General features: G+C 56.9%; 14 protein-coding genes and 1 tRNA gene. 7 read left to right on the top strand and 8 right to left on the bottom strand.

The annotated features are described in order from the left end of the window. Positions 1–76 precede the first annotated feature (76 nt). The 5 genes from secF to queA form a co-directional block, all read right to left on the bottom strand. A complete protein-coding gene (gene secF / locus RGW60_RS01425; RefSeq protein ID WP_322201456.1) occupies positions 77–988 on the bottom strand; it encodes a protein translocase subunit SecF in 912 nt (303 codons plus the stop codon). Positions 989–997: 9 nt separating this feature from the next. Then, positions 998–2,866 carry a protein translocase subunit SecD gene (gene secD / locus RGW60_RS01420; RefSeq protein ID WP_322201454.1) on the bottom strand — a complete coding sequence of 623 codons (1,869 nt, stop codon included), beginning with the start codon at positions 2,864–2,866 and terminating at the stop codon, positions 998–1,000. A gap of 63 nt (positions 2,867–2,929) precedes the next feature. Beyond that, positions 2,930–3,262, bottom strand: coding sequence for a preprotein translocase subunit YajC (yajC, locus tag RGW60_RS01415; RefSeq protein ID WP_322201452.1), 333 nt, complete (start codon positions 3,260–3,262; stop codon positions 2,930–2,932). A gap of 52 nt (positions 3,263–3,314) precedes the next feature. Then, positions 3,315–4,430, bottom strand: coding sequence for a tRNA guanosine(34) transglycosylase Tgt (tgt, locus tag RGW60_RS01410; protein WP_322170764.1), 1,116 nt, complete (start codon positions 4,428–4,430; stop codon positions 3,315–3,317). A gap of 14 nt (positions 4,431–4,444) precedes the next feature. Continuing rightward, positions 4,445–5,515 (bottom strand): tRNA preQ1(34) S-adenosylmethionine ribosyltransferase-isomerase QueA, encoded by a 1,071-nt coding sequence (gene queA, locus RGW60_RS01405; protein ID WP_322201450.1) that lies wholly within the window; start codon positions 5,513–5,515, stop codon positions 4,445–4,447. Between the two features lie 109 nt (positions 5,516–5,624). Here queA and RGW60_RS01400 point away from each other — a divergent pair. Continuing rightward, positions 5,625–5,709: transfer RNA gene (locus tag RGW60_RS01400), tRNA-Leu, on the top strand. Between the two features lie 275 nt (positions 5,710–5,984). Next, entirely contained in the window at positions 5,985–6,767 is a 783-nt protein-coding gene (locus RGW60_RS01395) for an SDR family NAD(P)-dependent oxidoreductase (RefSeq protein WP_322201448.1), read from the top strand. A 5-nt stretch (positions 6,768–6,772) separates the two neighbouring features. Here RGW60_RS01395 and RGW60_RS01390 read toward each other — a convergent pair whose 3' ends face one another. Further along, positions 6,773–7,837, bottom strand: coding sequence for a LacI family DNA-binding transcriptional regulator (locus RGW60_RS01390; RefSeq protein WP_322201446.1), 1,065 nt, complete (start codon positions 7,835–7,837; stop codon positions 6,773–6,775). Between the two features lie 132 nt (positions 7,838–7,969). Between RGW60_RS01390 and hisD the strand changes: the two genes are divergently transcribed. After that, positions 7,970–9,277: a histidinol dehydrogenase gene (hisD, locus tag RGW60_RS01385; RefSeq protein ID WP_322201444.1), complete on the top strand. Its 1,308-nt coding sequence runs from the start codon at positions 7,970–7,972 to the stop codon at positions 9,275–9,277. A 120-nt stretch (positions 9,278–9,397) separates the two neighbouring features. On the opposite strand, the gene RGW60_RS01380 is transcribed toward hisD, so the two are convergent. Continuing rightward, complete coding sequence (locus RGW60_RS01380) at positions 9,398–10,156, bottom strand: HpcH/HpaI aldolase family protein (RefSeq protein WP_322201442.1); 759 nt, start codon at positions 10,154–10,156, stop codon at positions 9,398–9,400. After that, positions 10,146–11,486 (bottom strand): MFS transporter, encoded by a 1,341-nt coding sequence (locus RGW60_RS01375; protein WP_322201440.1) that lies wholly within the window; start codon positions 11,484–11,486, stop codon positions 10,146–10,148. The genes RGW60_RS01380 and RGW60_RS01375 overlap by 11 nt, the downstream gene beginning before the upstream one ends. A 562-nt stretch (positions 11,487–12,048) precedes the next feature. Here RGW60_RS01375 and RGW60_RS01370 point away from each other — a divergent pair. The 4 genes from RGW60_RS01370 to RGW60_RS01355 are packed head-to-tail and all read left to right on the top strand — an operon-like array spanning position 12,049 to position 17,187. Further along, positions 12,049–12,525 carry a formate dehydrogenase subunit gamma gene (locus RGW60_RS01370; RefSeq protein WP_322167946.1) on the top strand — a complete coding sequence of 159 codons (477 nt, stop codon included), beginning with the start codon at positions 12,049–12,051 and terminating at the stop codon, positions 12,523–12,525. Continuing rightward, positions 12,522–14,084, top strand: a complete 1,563-nt coding sequence (locus RGW60_RS01365; protein WP_322201438.1) for a formate dehydrogenase beta subunit — start codon at positions 12,522–12,524, stop codon at positions 14,082–14,084. The genes RGW60_RS01370 and RGW60_RS01365 overlap by 4 nt, the downstream gene beginning before the upstream one ends. Further along, on the top strand, positions 14,081–16,969 hold the full coding sequence (gene fdhF / locus RGW60_RS01360) for a formate dehydrogenase subunit alpha (protein WP_322201436.1): 2,889 nt from the start codon (positions 14,081–14,083) through the stop codon (positions 16,967–16,969). The genes RGW60_RS01365 and fdhF overlap by 4 nt, the downstream gene beginning before the upstream one ends. Next, positions 16,966–17,187, top strand: a complete 222-nt coding sequence (locus tag RGW60_RS01355; RefSeq protein ID WP_322201434.1) for a formate dehydrogenase subunit delta — start codon at positions 16,966–16,968, stop codon at positions 17,185–17,187. Before fdhF ends, RGW60_RS01355 begins: the two co-directional genes overlap by 4 nt. Positions 17,188–17,886: the final 699 nt, after the last annotated feature.

The raw sequence follows: 17,886 nt of genomic DNA, 5'->3' as shown, positions 1-17,886 counted from the left end.
CACGCCATCCTAGCCTTGGAGTACAAAAAAGGGCGTGAGTTCAACACTCACGCCCTTACGGTCAAACCAGCATTACTTACGGACGATCATCAGCCCTGTCCGCAACGACGGGAGGAATCAGGTCTTCGGTGGTGAGGTTCAGCCAGATCAGAACGACGTTGGCGATATAGATCGATGAGTACGTACCCGCTAATACACCGATGAACAGTGCAACCGAGAAACCGTGCAGGCTATCGCCACCAAACACCCACAGGGCAGTAATGGCTAACAATGTCGAAATCGACGTCGCCATGGTCCGCAACAGGGTCTGAGTGGTGGAGATATTGATATTCTCAATCAGAGTCGCTTTACGCAGGATTCGGAAGTTTTCCCGAACCCGGTCGAAGACCACAATGGTGTCGTTCAGTGAGTAGCCGATAATTGCCAGTACGGCGGCGAGCACGGTCAAGTCAAACGTTACCTGGAAGAACGACAGGATGCCCACGGTAACCACCACGTCATGAATCAAGGAGACGATGGCGCCGATGGCAAACTTCCACTGGAAGCGGAAGGCCAGGTAGATCAGAACGCCACCCAACGCCATCAGCATGCCGAGGCCGCCTTGGTCGCGAAGCTCAGAACCCACTTGGGGGCCCACGAACTCTACGCGCTTGACGGTCACCGGGTTGTCCGCGCCGGTCTGGCGCAGCACTGCAGCAACCTGATTGCCCAACTGCGGATCTTCACCTGGCATACGCACCAGCAAATCCGTCGTTGCGCCAAAGCTTTGAACCACTGCTTCGTGATAACCCGCAGTCTCCAACTCCTGACGTACCTTCGGCAAGTCTGCCGCACGTTCGTAAGTCAGCTCGATGAGCGTACCGCCGGTAAAGTCCAAACCGTAGTTCAGGCCTTTATGAAAGAAGCTGAACAACGCCAGCGCCGTAAGGAGCATGGTGACAGCGAACGCAATATTGCGAACGCCCATAAAGTTAATGGTACGTAACATGGCAGCCCCTTAAATCCATAACTTCTTGAAGTCACGTCCGCCATAGATCAGGTTGACCATTGCGCGGGTCACCATGATGGCCGTAAACATCGAGGTAAAGATCCCGAGCGACATGGTCACCGCAAAGCCTTTGACTGGGCCAGTGCCCATCGCAAAGAGAATGCCGCCAACCAGCAGCGTTGTCAGGTTGGCATCGAGGATCGCAGTGAATGCGCGGCCGAAGCCTTCGTTGATCGCGCGCTGTATGGTCATGCCCCCAGCGATTTCTTCACGTATTCGCGAGAAGATCAGCACGTTGGCGTCGACCGCCATACCCATGGTCAGCACAATACCGGCAATACCTGGCAGGGTCAGCGTGGCACCCAGCAAGGACATCAATGCCAGCAGCAGCACCATGTTCACAGACAGTGCAACCGTAGCAATCAGACCGAAGAAACGGTAGATCGCAATAATGAACAGCGACACAAACAGCATGCCCCACAGCGACGCATGGATACCCTTGGTAATGTTGTCTGCGCCCAAGCTCGGACCAATAGTCCGTTCTTCAGCGAAGTACATCGGCGCAGCCAAACCACCGGCACGCAGCAGCAGCGCCAACTCGGAAGCCTCACCCTGACCGTTCAGGCCAGTGATACGGAACTGGCTGCCCAACGGCGACTGGATGGTTGCCAGACTGATGATTTTCTTCTCTTCAGTGAACGTCTGAGTCGGTACGTCTTTCTCGACGCCATTGACCATTTGCTTGGTGTAGGTCGTTGTAGGCTTCTGCTCGATAAAGATGACCGCCATGCTGCGACCCACATTACTACGGGTCGCACGACTCATCAGATCACCGCCGTGACCATCAAGTTTGATGTTCACTTGCGGGCGACCGTGTTCGTCGAAACCGGCCTTGGCGTCAGTAACCTGGTCACCGGTAATGATCAAACCACGCTCAACCGGCGCCGCAGGGCGACCGCCTTCACGGAACTCGAACATCTCGGTAGAGGCTTTCGAATCGTCGGGACCTGCGCCAAGCCGGAATTCAAGGTTGGCCGTCTTGCCCAAGATACGCTTGGCTTCAGCGGTGTCTTGCACGCCCGGCAGCTCAACCACAATGCGGTTGGCGCCTTGACGTTGAACCAGTGGCTCGGCAACACCCAGTTCGTTGACCCGGTTACGCACCGTGGTCAAGTTCTGCTTGATCGAGTATTCGCGGATCTCGGCAATTTTCGCCGGCGTCATCGCCAAGCGCAGCACGAACTGATCGCCGCGCTCGCTGGTGGTCATGGTGAAATCGTTGTTGTTCTTGCGGATCAGCGCACTGGCCTGCGAGCGAGTATCTGCATCAGCAAACCCAAGCATGATGCCGCCACCCACCGACGGCAGAGTGCGGTAACGCAAACGCTCTTTGCGCAATAAGGTTTTGACTTCGCCGTCATAAACTTTCAGGCGCGCCTCCAGCGCTTTATCCATATCGACTTCCAACAGGAAGTGAACACCGCCAGACAAGTCCAAACCCATTTTCATCGGGCTTGCACCCAGGCCGCGCAACCATTTAGGCGTGGTCCGAGCCAGGTTTAGCGCAACGACATAGTCATCACCCAGCGCCTTGCGTACCACATCCTTGGCAGGCAACTGGTCTTCTTGCTTGCTCAAACGTAACAAACCGGCCTTGCCATTCTCAGCCAGAGACGCGCCTTTGACCGTAATACCTGCGTCGACGAGCGCTTTGCTCACTCGGTCCAGGTCAGCCTGGTTCACCTGAAGCGCAGTGCTCGCGCCGCTGATTTGAATAGCCGGATCGTCAGGATAGAGATTGGGTGCGGAATAAATAACACCGACCACCAGCACTGCCAGGATCAGTATGTATTTCCACAGAGGGTATTTGTTCAGCATCACGCCGCCCGCTTATAACGCGGGGCGCCTTGCGCGCCCCGTCGATTGGTAAAAGACTGAATCTTAGATCGCTTTCAAGGTGCCTTTGGGCAGCGTGGCGGCGATGGCGCCTTTCTGGATTTTCAGTTCAACCGTGTCGGACACTTCAATAACCACGAAATCATCGGTGACTTTGTTGATCTTGCCAGCGATGCCGCCAGAGGTGACTACTTCGTCGCCTTTCTGCAAGTTACCCAGCAGGTTTTTCTGTTCTTTGGCACGCTTGGACTGTGGGCGCCAGATCATCAGATAGAAGATGACCAAAAAGCCGACCAAGAAAATCCATTCAAAACCCGAACCAGCAGGACCGGCAGGTGCAGCAGCGTCCGCAAACGCGGAAGGGATAAAAAAGCTCATTTAGCACTCCAATTACAAAATTTTTAGAAATCAGCAAAAAATCGGTATTCAATCAATCCAACGGCGGCGTTGGCAGCCCGCGTTTGGCATAGAAGGCATCCACAAAGGCGGCCAATGTACCCTGTTGAATAGCCTCGCGCAAACCAGCCATAAGCACTTGGTAATGCCGCAAGTTATGAATGGTATTGAGCATACTTCCCAGCATTTCTCCGCACTTATCCAAGTGGTGCAAATAGGCGCGAGAGAAGTTCTGGCAGGTGTAGCAATCGCAGGTCGGATCCAACGACGAATCGTCATGACGATGGAACGCATTGCGAATTTTCAGCACGCCGGTATCAATGAACAAATGACCGTTGCGCGCGTTGCGGGTGGGCATCACGCAATCGAACATATCGATACCGCGGCGCACACCTTCAACCAAGTCTTCAGGCTTGCCCACGCCCATCAAGTAACGAGGTTTGTCAGCCGGCATCATTCCCGGCAGGTAGTCCAGCACCTTGATCATCTCGTGCTTGGGCTCACCCACAGACAGACCGCCGATGGCCAAGCCGTCAAAGCCAATCTCATCCAGGCCTTCAAGGGAGCGCATGCGCAAATCCTGGTGCATGCCGCCCTGGACGATGCCAAACAGCGCAGCGGTGTTCTCGCCATGGGCAATTTTTGAGCGTTTGGCCCAGCGCAAGGACAGTTCCATGGAGATCCGCGCAACATCTTCGTCGGCCGGATACGGCGTGCATTCGTCGAAAATCATCACGATGTCCGAACCCAGATCACGCTGGACCTGCATTGACTCTTCCGGCCCCATGAACACCTTGGCGCCATCCACTGGAGAGGCGAAGGTCACGCCCTCCTCCTTGATCTTGCGCATGGCACCCAAGCTGAACACCTGAAAACCGCCGGAGTCAGTCAGGATCGGGCCGCTCCATTGCATGAAGTCGTGCAAGTCACCGTGACGCTTGATGACTTCAGTGCCAGGGCGCAACCACAAGTGGAACGTATTACCCAGAATCATCTGCGCACCAGTGGCCACGATGTCCCGAGGCAGCATGCCCTTCACCGTGCCGTAGGTGCCGACCGGCATAAACGCGGGCGTTTCAACCACGCCCCGTGGAAAGGTAATCCGACCTCGACGCGCTTTGCCATCAGTGGCCAGCAATTCGAAAGACATACGACTGGTGCGACTCATGCTTGATCCTCTGGGGCCGATTCCGATTCCTGTGGAGCGGTCGGCGCGGGATTACGCGTAATAAACATCGCATCCCCGTAACTAAAGAAGCGGTACCCATGCTCCACCGCCGCTGCATAGGCTGCCATGGTTTCGGGGTAGCCAGCGAATGCCGAAACCAGCATCAACAGCGTGGATTCCGGTAAATGAAAGTTGGTAACCAAGGCATCGACCACATGAAACGGCCGGCCAGGGAAAATGAAGATATCGGTGTCGCCGCTAAACGGTTTCAACACACCATCCCGCGCAGCGCTTTCCAGCGAGCGCACGCTGGTAGTACCCACCGCAATGACACGACCACCGCGCAAACGACAGGCGGCGACGGCGTCCACCACGTCCTGGCTGACTTCCAGCCATTCGCTGTGCATAAGATGGTCTTCGAGCCGCTCGACGCGCACCGGCTGAAACGTACCCGCGCCGACGTGCAAGGTGACAAACGCGGTTGAAACGCCCTTCTGTGCAATCGCATCCATCAGCGGCTGATCAAAATGCAGCCCGGCAGTCGGTGCAGCCACCGCGCCAGAGCGCTGGGCATAGACAGTCTGATAACGCTCACGGTCGGCGTCTTCGTCCGGACGATCTATATAAGGTGGCAGCGGCATGTGGCCGACGCGGTCCAGCAACGGCAACACGTCCTCGGCAAACTGCAGCTCGAACAGTGTGTCGTGTCGCACCAGCATCTCAGCCTCGCCACCACCGTCGATCAAAATCTTCGAACCTGGCTTGGGCGATTTGCTCGACCGCACATGTGCCAACACCCGGCGGCTGTCCAGCACGCGCTCGATCAGAATCTCCAGCTTGCCCCCAGACGCCTTCTGCCCAAACAACCTCGCCGGAATCACCCGGGTATTGTTGAACACCATCAAGTCGCCAGGGCGCAAATGCTCCAGCAAATCAGTGAATTGTCGATGAGCCAGCGCGCCGCTAACCCCGTCCAGGGTCAATAAACGACTGCCACGACGCTCAGCCAGAGGATGGCGAGCGATCAGGGAATTCGGGAGTTTGAAGGTAAAGTCAGCAACGCGCATGATGGGGTTCGTTTAGCAGGGCCGTAGAGTCTAGCGGAAATAGCTAAAATTCACCAAGAAACAGTTGTTGACCAACGGTAGCCTCATCTCTATACTCCGCCGCCAGCAAGCCCTGATGGCGGAATTGGTAGACGCGGCGGATTCAAAATCCGTTTTCGAAAGGAGTGGGAGTTCGAGTCTCCCTCGGGGCACCAAATAGCAGTAAGTACAGGTCTCTACCGGCTTGTATGAGATAGACGAGAAGCCCGCGAAAGCGGGCTTTTTTGTGGGTGACTGATTGGTTAAAGCGAAAGCCCGTTTGGTAGCTGTTGCATGCAGGCATTTCTGAATCAGTTGATTGCACTCAAGCCCTCCCTGATCCGTCTTGCTTAGTCAAATACAATCAAACCAACCTCACCTCCTCAACCTTTTCATTCATCTGCCAAACTCTATATGATCGATTGCATACGAATGCAAAACTGAGGTCATCATGGTTGTGTCGAGCGATTTTTTTGGAATGCCGTCCTTTCGTCTGGACGGTAAAACAGCACTTATTACCGGCGCGGGAGGGGGCATTGGAGCGGGTATCGCTCAGACGTTGAGTGCTGCGGGTGCTGGTGTGGTGCTGGTCGGAAGAACGGAATCCAGGCTGATTGAGGTCGCAGAGTTGATTTGCCTGGCTGGCGGCCAGGCGCGCACGGTGGTATGTGACGTGACGGACAGCGCGGCCATTAGGGCGATGATCAATGCCCTGCCCAGCCTCGACATTCTGGTGAACAACGCAGGCACCAATTACCCAGAACCGATGTTGGAAATGCGAGATGAGCACCTGGACGAGATGCTGAATCTGAACATCCGGGCGTGTTATGTAGTGGCGCAGGCGGCTGTGGCGAAGATGCTGGAGCGCACGGGTAATGAGAGCGGTTCGGTGATCAACGTGTCTTCGCAAATGGGCCATGTGGGTGCAGCCAACCGGACGGCCTATTGCATGACCAAACACGCGGTTGAGGGTTTGACCAAAGCAATGGCCATTGAATTTGCAAGCCGCAATATCAGGGTCAACACGATTTGCCCAACGTTTGTGGATACGCCGATGATCCGAAAAATCGCCAGCGCACCAGGCGCCATTGAAAGCTTTGTCTCAAAAATCCCCCTGGGGCGCATGGCGCAGATGGAAGACATCGTTGGCGCGGCCCTTTATCTTGCGGGGCCGGCTTCGCGAATGGTGACCGGTACGTCGCTCAAGATCGATGGTGGGTGGACGGCTCAGTAGCAGGTTTATACTGTCGCCCGCCATACCCGCTCGCCATCAACCTCAGCAAACCCTGTCTCCGGCAACCGCGCACTTCCCCGAACGATCAGGTGCCCAGCGAGTACTTTTTGTATCGCGGGTGTGGCGCGGTTGGTCAATTGCGCTTCGATAATGTCGACGGCGTTTTGGACGAATTGGTCGAGAGGTTGACGATAAGTCGTCAGCGCGACTGCTGGCCAGGCTGCCATGGCGATGTTGTCGAAACCTATGACCGAGATATCTCGCCCTGGGATCAGCCCATACTCTCGCTCAATCACGTTAATGGCGGCGATGGCCATTAAATCATTTGCACAAAAGATTCCGTCGGGGCGATTTTCGCGGGCGATAAGCCGCCGCGTAGCGTCCATTGCACCCTGAAACGTGTAGTCACCTACTTCTCGCAACGGTGCTTTATACCCGTGTTCCTCAAGCCGTTTTGTAAAGCTGTGCTCGCGGTCTCGACTGGTTGAGGAGCCATTAATGCCGGCGATGAAGGCCAGCGATTTATGGCCCGATGCAACCAGAAAATCAGCAATGACCGCTCCCCCTTCAGCGTTGTCACTGGTCACGCTGGACACCGCCAGGCTGTCGTTTTTTCGGTTGAGTAGCACGACCGGAAGACCGATTTGTTTGCACTCTTGCGCGAAATGCGACGACAGGCTAGAAGACACCAGAATGAGCGCGTCTACCCGATGGCGCAGCACTTCTTCTAGTACGGGATCGGAGTCATCTTTACCGGCTGTGGAAAATAGCAACACACCGTATCCAGAAACTTCAAATGCCTTGGACAACGCTTCAAGCACATTGGAATAAAACGGATTTTCCAGGCTGGGTACCACGACGCCGATAAGGTTCGAACGACGAGTGATGAGGGACCGAGCCACCAGGTTAGGCCGATAACCCAGTGCTGCCGATGCCGCCTCGACCTTCTCCCGAGTCTTCTGCCCCACGCTTGCGCCTTTGGTGTAGGTGCGTGACACCGCAGATTGAGAGACGCCCGCCAGCCTCGCTACATCGTGCGCAGTGACGGGGCGGCGAATGGTTTCAGCCATGAATGTTAAATCCTGCTCGACGACAATTACGTCATCGTACCCATGTACCCCTTTCCAAACTACCCAACAGTCTTTTATGATAAATTGCATACGTATGCAATCACTCGTAAAAAATAAGTTCTGGAGAGCACCATGGCGAATTGGCTGAAGAGAAGCGTGGGGATCGAGGCTGTTAAATCGGCTGACCGGCAGGTTCGTGAAACAGTTGAAACTATACTGGCCGACATTGAGGCGCGCGGCGACGCGGCGGTGAGAGAGCTCGCGTTCAAGTTCGATAAAATGGAGCGTGACAGCTATCGGTTAACGACTACCGAAATTGAGGCGTGTTATTCACAACTGACCAAACGAGACATCGCTGACATTGAGTTTGCCCAAACTCAGGTACGAAATTTCGCACAGCACCAGCGCGACAGCATCCACGACATTGAAGTTGAGACCCTGCCAGGCGTTATTCTTGGTCACAAAAATCTGCCGGTAAACGCGGCGGGGTGTTATGTGCCTGGTGGGAAATATCCTTTGCTGGCGTCTGCCCATATGTCCGTCATCACCGCAAAGGTAGCCGGTGTCCCGCGCATCATTACTGCTGCGCCGCCATTCAACGGCAAACCAGCCCACGCCATCGTCGCCGCCCAGCACATGGCGGGGGCTGATGAGATCTATTGCCTTGGGGGTATTCAGGCGATTGGTGCGATGGCGATCGGCACTGAGACCATATCCCCTGTGGATATTCTGGTCGGACCGGGCAATGCGTTTGTGGCTGAGGCTAAGCGTCAGCTGTTTGGCCGCGTGGGGATTGATCTGTTTGCCGGACCAACCGAAACGTTGGTAATCGCTGACGAGAGCGTCGATGGGGAGATTTGTGCGACGGATCTGTTGGGGCAGGCGGAGCACGGGCCGGACTCCCCCGCCATTCTGTTGACCACCTCACATTCGCTGGCCCTCGACACCATGGCTCATATTGAGCGGCTGTTGGCGATTTTGCCGACTGCGCCCATCGCCCGTAAAGCGTGGGAGAATTTTGGTGAGATCATCGTTGCGGACAGTGACGAAGAGATGTTGGACATCGCCAACAAGCTGGCATTTGAGCACGTGCAGGTGATGACCAAGGACCCAGACTGGTTCTTGGCGAACATGCGCAACTACGGCGCGCTGTTCTTGGGCCCGCGTACTAACGTGGCGTTTGGCGACAAAGTTATCGGCACTAACCACACGCTACCGACCAAAAAGGCGGCGCGTTATACCGGTGGATTGTGGGTCGGGAAGTTTCTAAAGACCTGTACGTATCAGAAAATAATGAATGACGAAGCCTCGGCAATGATCGGGTCGTATTGCTCTCGTTTGTGCGCGCTGGAAGGCTTTTCCGGACACGGAGAACAAGCCAATATCCGCGTCCGCCGCTATGGCCACAAAGATGTGCCTTACGCCGGTATTGCGGAATAATGATTGAAGTGCATCGTTGAGATTCGCAGCATCTGGTCAAGGGAATGACCAGCACTTCATTGCTTCTAATGCCTCACCGGGATAATCAACGCCCCGTGAGGAATAGCCTTCAGCGCGAAATCAGCCTCTGGCGGCCTTTACTTCCGTCGTCATGGCTGCCTTGAGCAGGTTGGCGTCGTGATTAGGCACAACAAAATGGAAACCTTGTGCCACATAACGTGCGGCGACGGCGCCCGAGGTGCAAAAAATACCGATGTACTTTCCGGCCTCTACCGCCGCTTTTCGGCAGAGCTCAATGGCTTCGAGTACCTGAGGATCGACAGGGTCCCCAACCGGCCCTTTACCTAAGGCTAAACCCAGGTCGGCAGGACCGATAAAGATGCCTTGCAAGCCGTCGACCGCCAGGATCTCTTTCACCGCCTCCAGGCCCGGCAGCGTCTCGATCATGGCGAGCCGGACGATGGTTTGATCGGCGTGCTGAAAATAATCCGGGCCGCCGTAAAGCAGGCCGCGCGTTGGGCCGAAGCTGCGCAATCCAAGGGGCGGATAGTGGGTCGCGCTGACAAATTCCTGCGCTTGCCCCGCGTTGTCCACCATGGGGCAAATCAGCCCATAAGCGCCAGCATCGAGCGCCTTCATCATGATCGTCGCATCACACGAGCCCACCCTGACAAACGGCGTCGCCGGTGTTGCCGAGATGGCCTGCAACATGCCGATCATTTGTTGGACGTCGGTCATGCCATGTTGCAGGTCCACGGTGACGCAATCCACCCCGCTCCATCCGACAATTTCCGCACTGTAGCTATTGCCGATGGCCAACCAACCGGATACTGCAGCACGACCGTCGGCCCAACATTCGAGCACTCTGTTAGGACGCATCAGATGTCTCCTTTGATTCAATAAAGTGAATGTCACGTGGCAATCCCCACGCGATCAACAAAGCAGCCACACCGCACACGGCTGCGATAGCGTACAAACCCATGGAGGCGCTGCCGGTCAAGTCTTTGACCCTGCCGACCATATAAGGCGCGAAAACACCGCCGAGCTGCCCGATGGAATTGATAAGCGCGATCCCCCCCGCGGCCGCTACACCGGTCAGCACACGAGGCGGATATACCCAGAACAGCGCAAAGGACGAAATCAGACCTGTCGTTGCAATGCTAAGGCCAATGACCAGCAGCACCGTGTTATCGCCGAAGGTGGCGCACACCACATAACCCAGCAGCCCGGCGAGCACACAGCCTACCAAGTGCCAGCGCCGCTCACCCGTCCGGTCCGAACTTCGGCCAATGAGCACAATACCTATAAGGGCGGCGAAGTACGGCAGCATGGTGATGATGCCGATCTCGAGCGGGTCCGCGTTGCCAGCGGTTCTGACTAACTGCGGCATCCAGAAAAAAATCCCGTAGATGCCCGCACACAAGCCCAAGTAAATGAGCGACAGCATGTAGGTAATAGGGTTACGCAACGCATCCTTGAACGAATGCGATGAGTGCACCTTATGCTCACGACGGAGAAGGTCAGACAGCATGGTTTTTTCGGAAAGTTTAAGCCATTTTGCATCTTCTATTCGATCATCGAGCACACACAAAACTACAATGCCGAGAACGACCGACGGGATGCCTTCGAGGAGGAACAACCACTGCCAGCCCGACAGTCCGTGCATGCCGTTCAGGTACTTCATGATGCCGCCCGCCAGCGGTCCGCCCAGAATTCCGGACAAGGCGCTCGCGCCGAAGAAGAACGAGTTGATTCGACCCCGCTGCTTGGCGGGAAACCACTGCATGAAAAAGTACATGACGCCGGGAACAAAACCCGCCTCTAACACACCCAGTAGAAACCGCAGCACGTAGAACATGGCTTCGGTGTGGACGAACATCATCGCCGCCGACGCCGTGCCCCAGGTGACCATGATCCGTGCAATCCATCGACGCGCGCCGACCCGCACCAGAATCAGGTTGCTGGGAATCTCAAACAGCAGATAGCCAATGAAGAACATGCTGGCGCCCAATCCGTAGGCAGCATCACTCAGTCCCAACTCTGACTGCATCTGCAGCTTTGCGAAGCTGATATTGACGCGGTCAAAATACGCCACAACGAAGCAGGTCATAATCAGCGGGACCAGTCGCCACGCTACTTTTCGCAGCAGGTGTTGCTCTTCCTGCTCCATGGGCACTACAGGATTGCCTGCCAGTGATGGGTTTTGCATAGGTTTCCTCGTCTTATATTTATTGTTAGTTTCATTCGGCCCTGCGCCTACGCGGCAAGGTCCACCGCATTCATTGACTGAGCGGCATGGACGGCAATCACGTGCAAAGAAGGGTGGAATGCATACGTATGCATAAATGCCAAAGCTAGGCGGCTTTACCCCCCCTGTCAAGGGAAATGCTGACTACATTGACGCCACGTTTGGGGAACAACCTGTGGGAACCTGCTCACGAAGGCAACGGCGCGGTATACCAGACACACCGCCACAGAAAATCGGGTTTTACTACGCTTTCTTCGCACGCCTCTAAGCTGACCTAGTGGTCGCAAAAAGAACCGAGCACGTCGCTTTGGTGTAGAAGAATCGCATCCGACGTGGCAAGCTGATTTTAATCCCTGCAACGGGTGCGGCGGAGACCGCGCTTAGGAACAACAAGATGCCCCTAAGGGTGCCTGGCCAGCGGCCTGAAATGCCACGCTTCCGTAACGTGGTGTGAGTGCCGCAGCCGACACTTTCGGACAATCGACAACCACTTGGTTCGCTCGTGGCCGTGAGGAATTGCTGTATGCCCGATGATATGTTGCACCTGCCTATGATCAATAGCGTGTTGGAGAGCCACAAGGGCTCACCCGGCGCACTGTTGCCGATCCTTCATGAGATTCAAGCGGGCTTTGGCTTCATCCCTGATGCCGCCGTCCCCGAAATCGCCCACGCCCTCAATCAGAGCCACGCCGAGATTCGCGGGGTGATCAGCTTCTACCATGACTTCCGTACTGCGCCCCCGGCCCGGCATATTCTGCGTCTGTGTCGAGCCGAGTCGTGCAAAAGCCGCGGCGCCGAACAGCTTGCCGCGCAGTTGCGCGAACGCCTTCAATTGGACGACCACGGCAGCAGCGCCGACGGCAATATCAGCCTGCGTCCCGTGTATTGCCTCGGAGCCTGCGCCTGCTCGCCAGCCCTGGAGCTGGATGGCCAGGTGCATGCGAGGATCGACGCCGAGCGCCTAAATGCCCTGCTCGACGCTTGCCAGGAGGACGCATGATGCCGAGCCTCTATCTGCCCTGCGATTCTCTCGCACGTGCCGTGGGTGCCGACGAGGTCGCTGTGGCCCTTGCCGCTCAGGCGCTGAAACGCAACTTGCCGCTGGACCTGCAACGCACCAGTTCTCGCGGCCTATATTGGCTCGAACCGCTGCTCGAGGTAGACAGCCCACACGGCCGTATCGGCTTCGGCCCGCTGACCGCTGCCGATGTGCCGTCGGTGCTCGATGCGCTGCAAGGCGAGCCGTCCGCCCATCCACTGGCCTTGGGTTTGGTGGAAGAGCTGCCTTATCTCAAGTCTCAACAGCGCCTGCTGTTCGCTCGTGCCGGCATTACTCGGCCGCTGTCCTTGGAGGACTACCGGGCGCATGGCGGCTTTGAGGGTTTGATCCAGGCCATCGCGTTGGGTGGCGAGCAGACCTCGACCGCCGTGTTCGATTCAGGTCTGCGTGGCCGGGGCGGCGCAGCTTTTCCGGCGGGGATCAAATGGCGCACGGTGCGCGGCACCCAGTCAGCGCAGAAGTACATTGTGTGCAACGCCGACGAAGGCGACTCGGGCACGTTCGCCGATCGCATGTTGATGGAAGGCGATCCCTTCCTGCTAATAGAAGGCATGGCGATCGCCGGTATCAGCGTCGGTGCCAACTACGGCTACATTTATGTTCGCTCGGAATATCCACAGGCCGTGGCAACAATGCGCCAGGCGCTGGATATCGCCCGCTCAGCCGGTTACCTCGGGGCCAACGTCGGCGGCAGCGGCCAGGCCTTCGATATGGAAGTGCGGGTCGGTGCGGGCGCTTACATTTGCGGTGAGGAAACCGCGCTGCTGGATTCACTCGAAGGCAAGCGCGGGATCGTCCGCGCCAAGCCGCCCATCCCTGCCCTGAAAGGTCTGTTCGGCCTGCCCACTCTGGTGCATAACGTGGTGACCCTGGCGTCGGTGCCGCTCATTCTGGCCAAGGGCGCGCAGTTCTATCGCGATTACGGAATGGGCCGTTCGTTGGGCACCATGCCTTTCCAACTGGCGGGCAATATTCGTCGCGGCGGCTTGGTGGAGCGGGCCTTTGGCCTGACCTTGCGCGAACTGGTGGAAGGCTACGGCGGCGGTACCGCCAGTGGCCGACCACTGAAGGCCGCGCAAGTTGGCGGCCCTCTCGGCGCTTGGGTGCCCCCCGCGCAATTCGACACTGCGCTGGATTACGAAGCGTTTACCGCCATGGGCGCGATGCTCGGTCACGGCGGTGTGGTTGTGGCTGATGACACCCTGGACATGGCTCACATGGCGCGCTTCGCCATGCAGTTTTGTGCCGAGGAATCCTGCGGCAAATGCACCCCTTGCCGCATCGGTTCGACCCGGGGGATGGAGGTGATCGACCGCCTGCTGGCCGCGCCGGACCAGAGTGGTCGAGATCAGCAGGCGATCATCCTCAAGGACCTCTGCGACACCATGCAATACGGTTCGCTGTGCGCGTTAGGCGGCATGACTTCCTATCCGGTGGTCAGCGCCCTCAAGTACTTCCCCGCCGACTTCGGTCTGCAGCCCTCGGAGGCCGACCAATGATTACCCTCTTCGACCCGAAAACAGATATCGACCTAGGCACCCCTGCCCGCCAAAGCCAGGTCCAGATCACCCTGAACATCGACGGCCGCAGTATCAGCGTGCCGGAGGGGACTTCGGTGATGCGCGCTGCTGCACTGATGGGCACCACCATTCCCAAACTATGTGCCACCGACAGCCTGGAAGCGTTCGGCTCGTGCCGTATGTGTCTGGTAGAGATCGACGGCATGCGCGGCTACCCGGCGTCCTGCACCACGCCGGTCAGCGAAGGCATGAGCGTTCATACTCAGACGCCGAAGCTTGCGACCCTACGTCGCAACGTCATGGAGTTGTACATCTCCGATCACCCTCTGGACTGCCTGACCTGCTCGGCCAACGGCAACTGTGAGTTGCAAACCGTAGCCGGGCAGGTTGGCCTAAGGGAAGTGCGCTACGGCTATGAAGGCGACAACCATCTAGAGGACCAGAAGGACACTTCTAACCCGTACTTCGACTATGACCCCAGCAAGTGCATTGTCTGCAACCGCTGCGTGCGCGCTTGCGAAGAAACCCAAGGCACTTTTGCCCTGACTATTACTGGGCGCGGTTTTGAATCGCGGATCGCGGCTGCTGGCGGCGAGAACTTCCTCGACTCGGAATGCGTATCCTGCGGCGCTTGCGTGCAAGCCTGCCCCACCGCGACCCTGATAGAAAAAAGCGTCGTCGAATTGGGTCAGCCCGAACGCAGCGTGATCACCACCTGTGCCTATTGCGGCGTAGGCTGCTCGTTCCGCGCCGAGATGAAAGGCGACAAATTGGTACGCATGGTTCCAGACAAGAACGGCCACGCAAACCACGGCCACTCTTGTGTCAAAGGGCGCTTTGCCTGGGGCTACGCCACCCACCCGGATCGCATTACCAAGCCGATGATTCGCAAGCACATCAACGACCCTTGGCAAGAGGTTAGCTGGGATGAAGCGGTGACCTACGCCGCCAGCGAATTTCGCCGACTGCAGCAAACATATGGTCGCGACTCCATCGGTGGCATCACCTCAAGCCGCTGCACCAACGAAGAAACCTACTTGGTGCAAAAACTGGTGCGCGCTGCCTTCGGTAACAACAATGTCGACACCTGTGCGCGGGTCTGCCACTCGCCCACCGGCTATGGCCTGAAACAAACCCTTGGCGAGTCCGCCGGCACCCAGAGTTTCGACTCGGTGATGCAGGCCGACGTGATCCTGGTGATGGGTGCTAACCCCAGCGACGCCCACCCGGTATTTGCCTCACAGCTCAAACGCCGCCTACGTGAAGGCGCGCGGTTGATTGTTATTGACCCACGACGCATTGATCTAGTGGACTCGGTACATGCCCGCGCCGAATTGCACTTGGCGCTGCGCCCTGGCACCAACGTGGCCATGCTCAACGCACTGGCCCACGTCATCGTCACCGAAGGCCTGCTCAACCAAGACTTTATCGAAACCCGTTGCGAGGGCAGCGATTTCGCCCGTTGGAGCGAATTTGTCAGCCGTGCGGAAAACTCGCCGGAAATCCTCGGCGCCGTCTGCGGCGTAGCGGCTGCCGACATCCGTGCCGCTGCCCGTCTGTATGCCAGCGCTGGTAACGCGGCGATCTACTACGGCTTGGGGATTACCGAGCACAGCCAAGGCAGCACCGCAGTCATGGGCATTGCCAATCTGGCGATGGTCACCGGCAACATCGGCCGTGAAGGCGTGGGCGTGAACCCGCTACGTGGGCAGAACAATGTTCAGGGCGCCTGCGACATGGGTTCCTTCCCCCACGAGCTGCCCGGCTACCGGCACATTTCCAACGAGGTAGTACGCGCGCAGTTCGAACAGGCCTGGAACGTCACCCTGCAACCCGATCCCGGTCTGCGTATTCCCAACATGTTCGAGGCGGCCTTGGGTGGCAGCTTTAAGGGCTTGTATTGCCAGGGCGAAGATATCGCACAGAGCGACCCCAATACCCAGCACGTGACGGCGGCTTTGTCTGCCATGGAATGCGTGGTGGTGCAGGACATTTTCCTCAACGAAACCGCCAAGTTCGCCCACGTGTTTCTGCCGGGCAGTTCGTTCCTGGAAAAAGACGGCACCTTCACCAACGCCGAGCGGCGCATCTCCCGAGTACGCAAGGTGATGGAGCCTCTGGGTGGCAAGGCCGACTGGGAAGGCACGGTGGCCCTGGCCAATGCGCTCGGTTATCCCATGAGCTATCAGCATCCTTCAGAGATCATGGATGAAATCGCCAGCCTGACGCCGAGCTTCACTAACGTCAGCTACGCCCAACTGGAACGCCACGGCAGCCTGCAATGGCCGTGCAACGCGGCGGCACCCGATGGCACTCCTACCATGCACATCGACGAGTTCGTGCGCGGCAAAGGACGGTTCATGCTTACCGGCTACGTGCCCACCGAGGAAAAGGTCAACAATCGCTATCCCCTTCTGCTGACCACCGGGCGCATCCTTAGCCAGTACAACGTCGGCGCCCAGACCAGGCGAACCGACAACGTCGCCTGGCACGCCGAAGACCGGCTGGAAATCCACCCATCCGACGCTGAGAGCCGTGGTATCAACGAAGGGGACTGGGTCGGCATCGGCAGCCGCGCCGGGCAAACCGTACTGCGTGCACGGGTCACCGAACGGGTCGCCCCGGGCGTGGTGTACACGACGTTCCACTTCCCTGAATCGGGGGCCAACGTCATCACCACCGACAACTCCGACTGGGCCACCAACTGCCCAGAGTACAAGGTCACTGCAGTGGAAGTCAGCCGCGTCTACCATCCTTCCGAGTGGCAAAAGCGCTATCAGGAGTTCAGTGACAAACAACAAAGCCTGCTCGATGAACGCCGCCAGGCACGCACCAGCGCCACAACGCCCGGAGTAAGCCGATGAGTACTGCCAACCTGATCAAAATGGTTAATCAAATCGCTCAGCACTTCGCCGGCGAACCTGACCAGGAACAGGCCGTACTCAGCGTGCGTAATCATCTGAAAATGTTCTGGACGCCGGGCATGCGCATGGAGTTGCTAGCTTGGCAGACGGAGCATCAGGGAACTGACTTGCACCCACTGGCGCAAGTGGCGGTCAGCGGGGCGGGCTGGGAGGCTTAGGTTCATATCCTCTGTCTTTCACAAGAACCAAGAGTGTACTCGCAGGTATGTTTGCCAAATCCTGCAACATGCCCAAGGACTGCGTTCACTGCGCGGTTAAACCAGAAACGTCTGCGCTATTGAGGCAGACGTTTCGATACCGAAAATGAGGGTAAATCCGTGAAATATTTTTTACGCGCTTTCGACAAAAACTGAGCTTTTAGCGTTTGATGTTGAACTGCCCTCCTAATAGTTAAGACAGTTTTACGAAACGGCCAGACGTCATTTCCAAGTCAAACGGCCGCATATCTCCTTAAACTAGAACCCCTCCCGCGCGCGGCCATAACAGAGCAGACAATTCTCAGAGCACTGCTCCTTCTAGCAGCTGGCACCCGAAAGAAACTGGCGATAAAATTCTCGACCGGCTATCTGACATCCTTTAGTGGGGCTTTCAAATACCTGTTAGATTCGTCAGGTTTTCAGCACCTGCATCTTCTATATCCGGCATCTATGTTCGGGTCATTGATTCACTTCCCTGCCTCATTACTCTGAAACTTCGTAGAAATCGGCTAAAAATACACACCTGTATTTTAAATAATTGCATAAGTAGACCATAGTCGAATGAAGTGATAAAAAATCAATGAGTCACTATTTTTCGATTTTGATTAATTTTTCAATAAATTTTAAATAGACAGATATCACAGATAATACAAAGAGTTA

The organism is Pseudomonas sp. AB6, assembly GCF_034314105.1.
Taxonomy (GTDB): domain Bacteria; phylum Pseudomonadota; class Gammaproteobacteria; order Pseudomonadales; family Pseudomonadaceae; genus Aquipseudomonas.
This window is presented reverse-complemented; position numbering and strand designations above follow the sequence as displayed.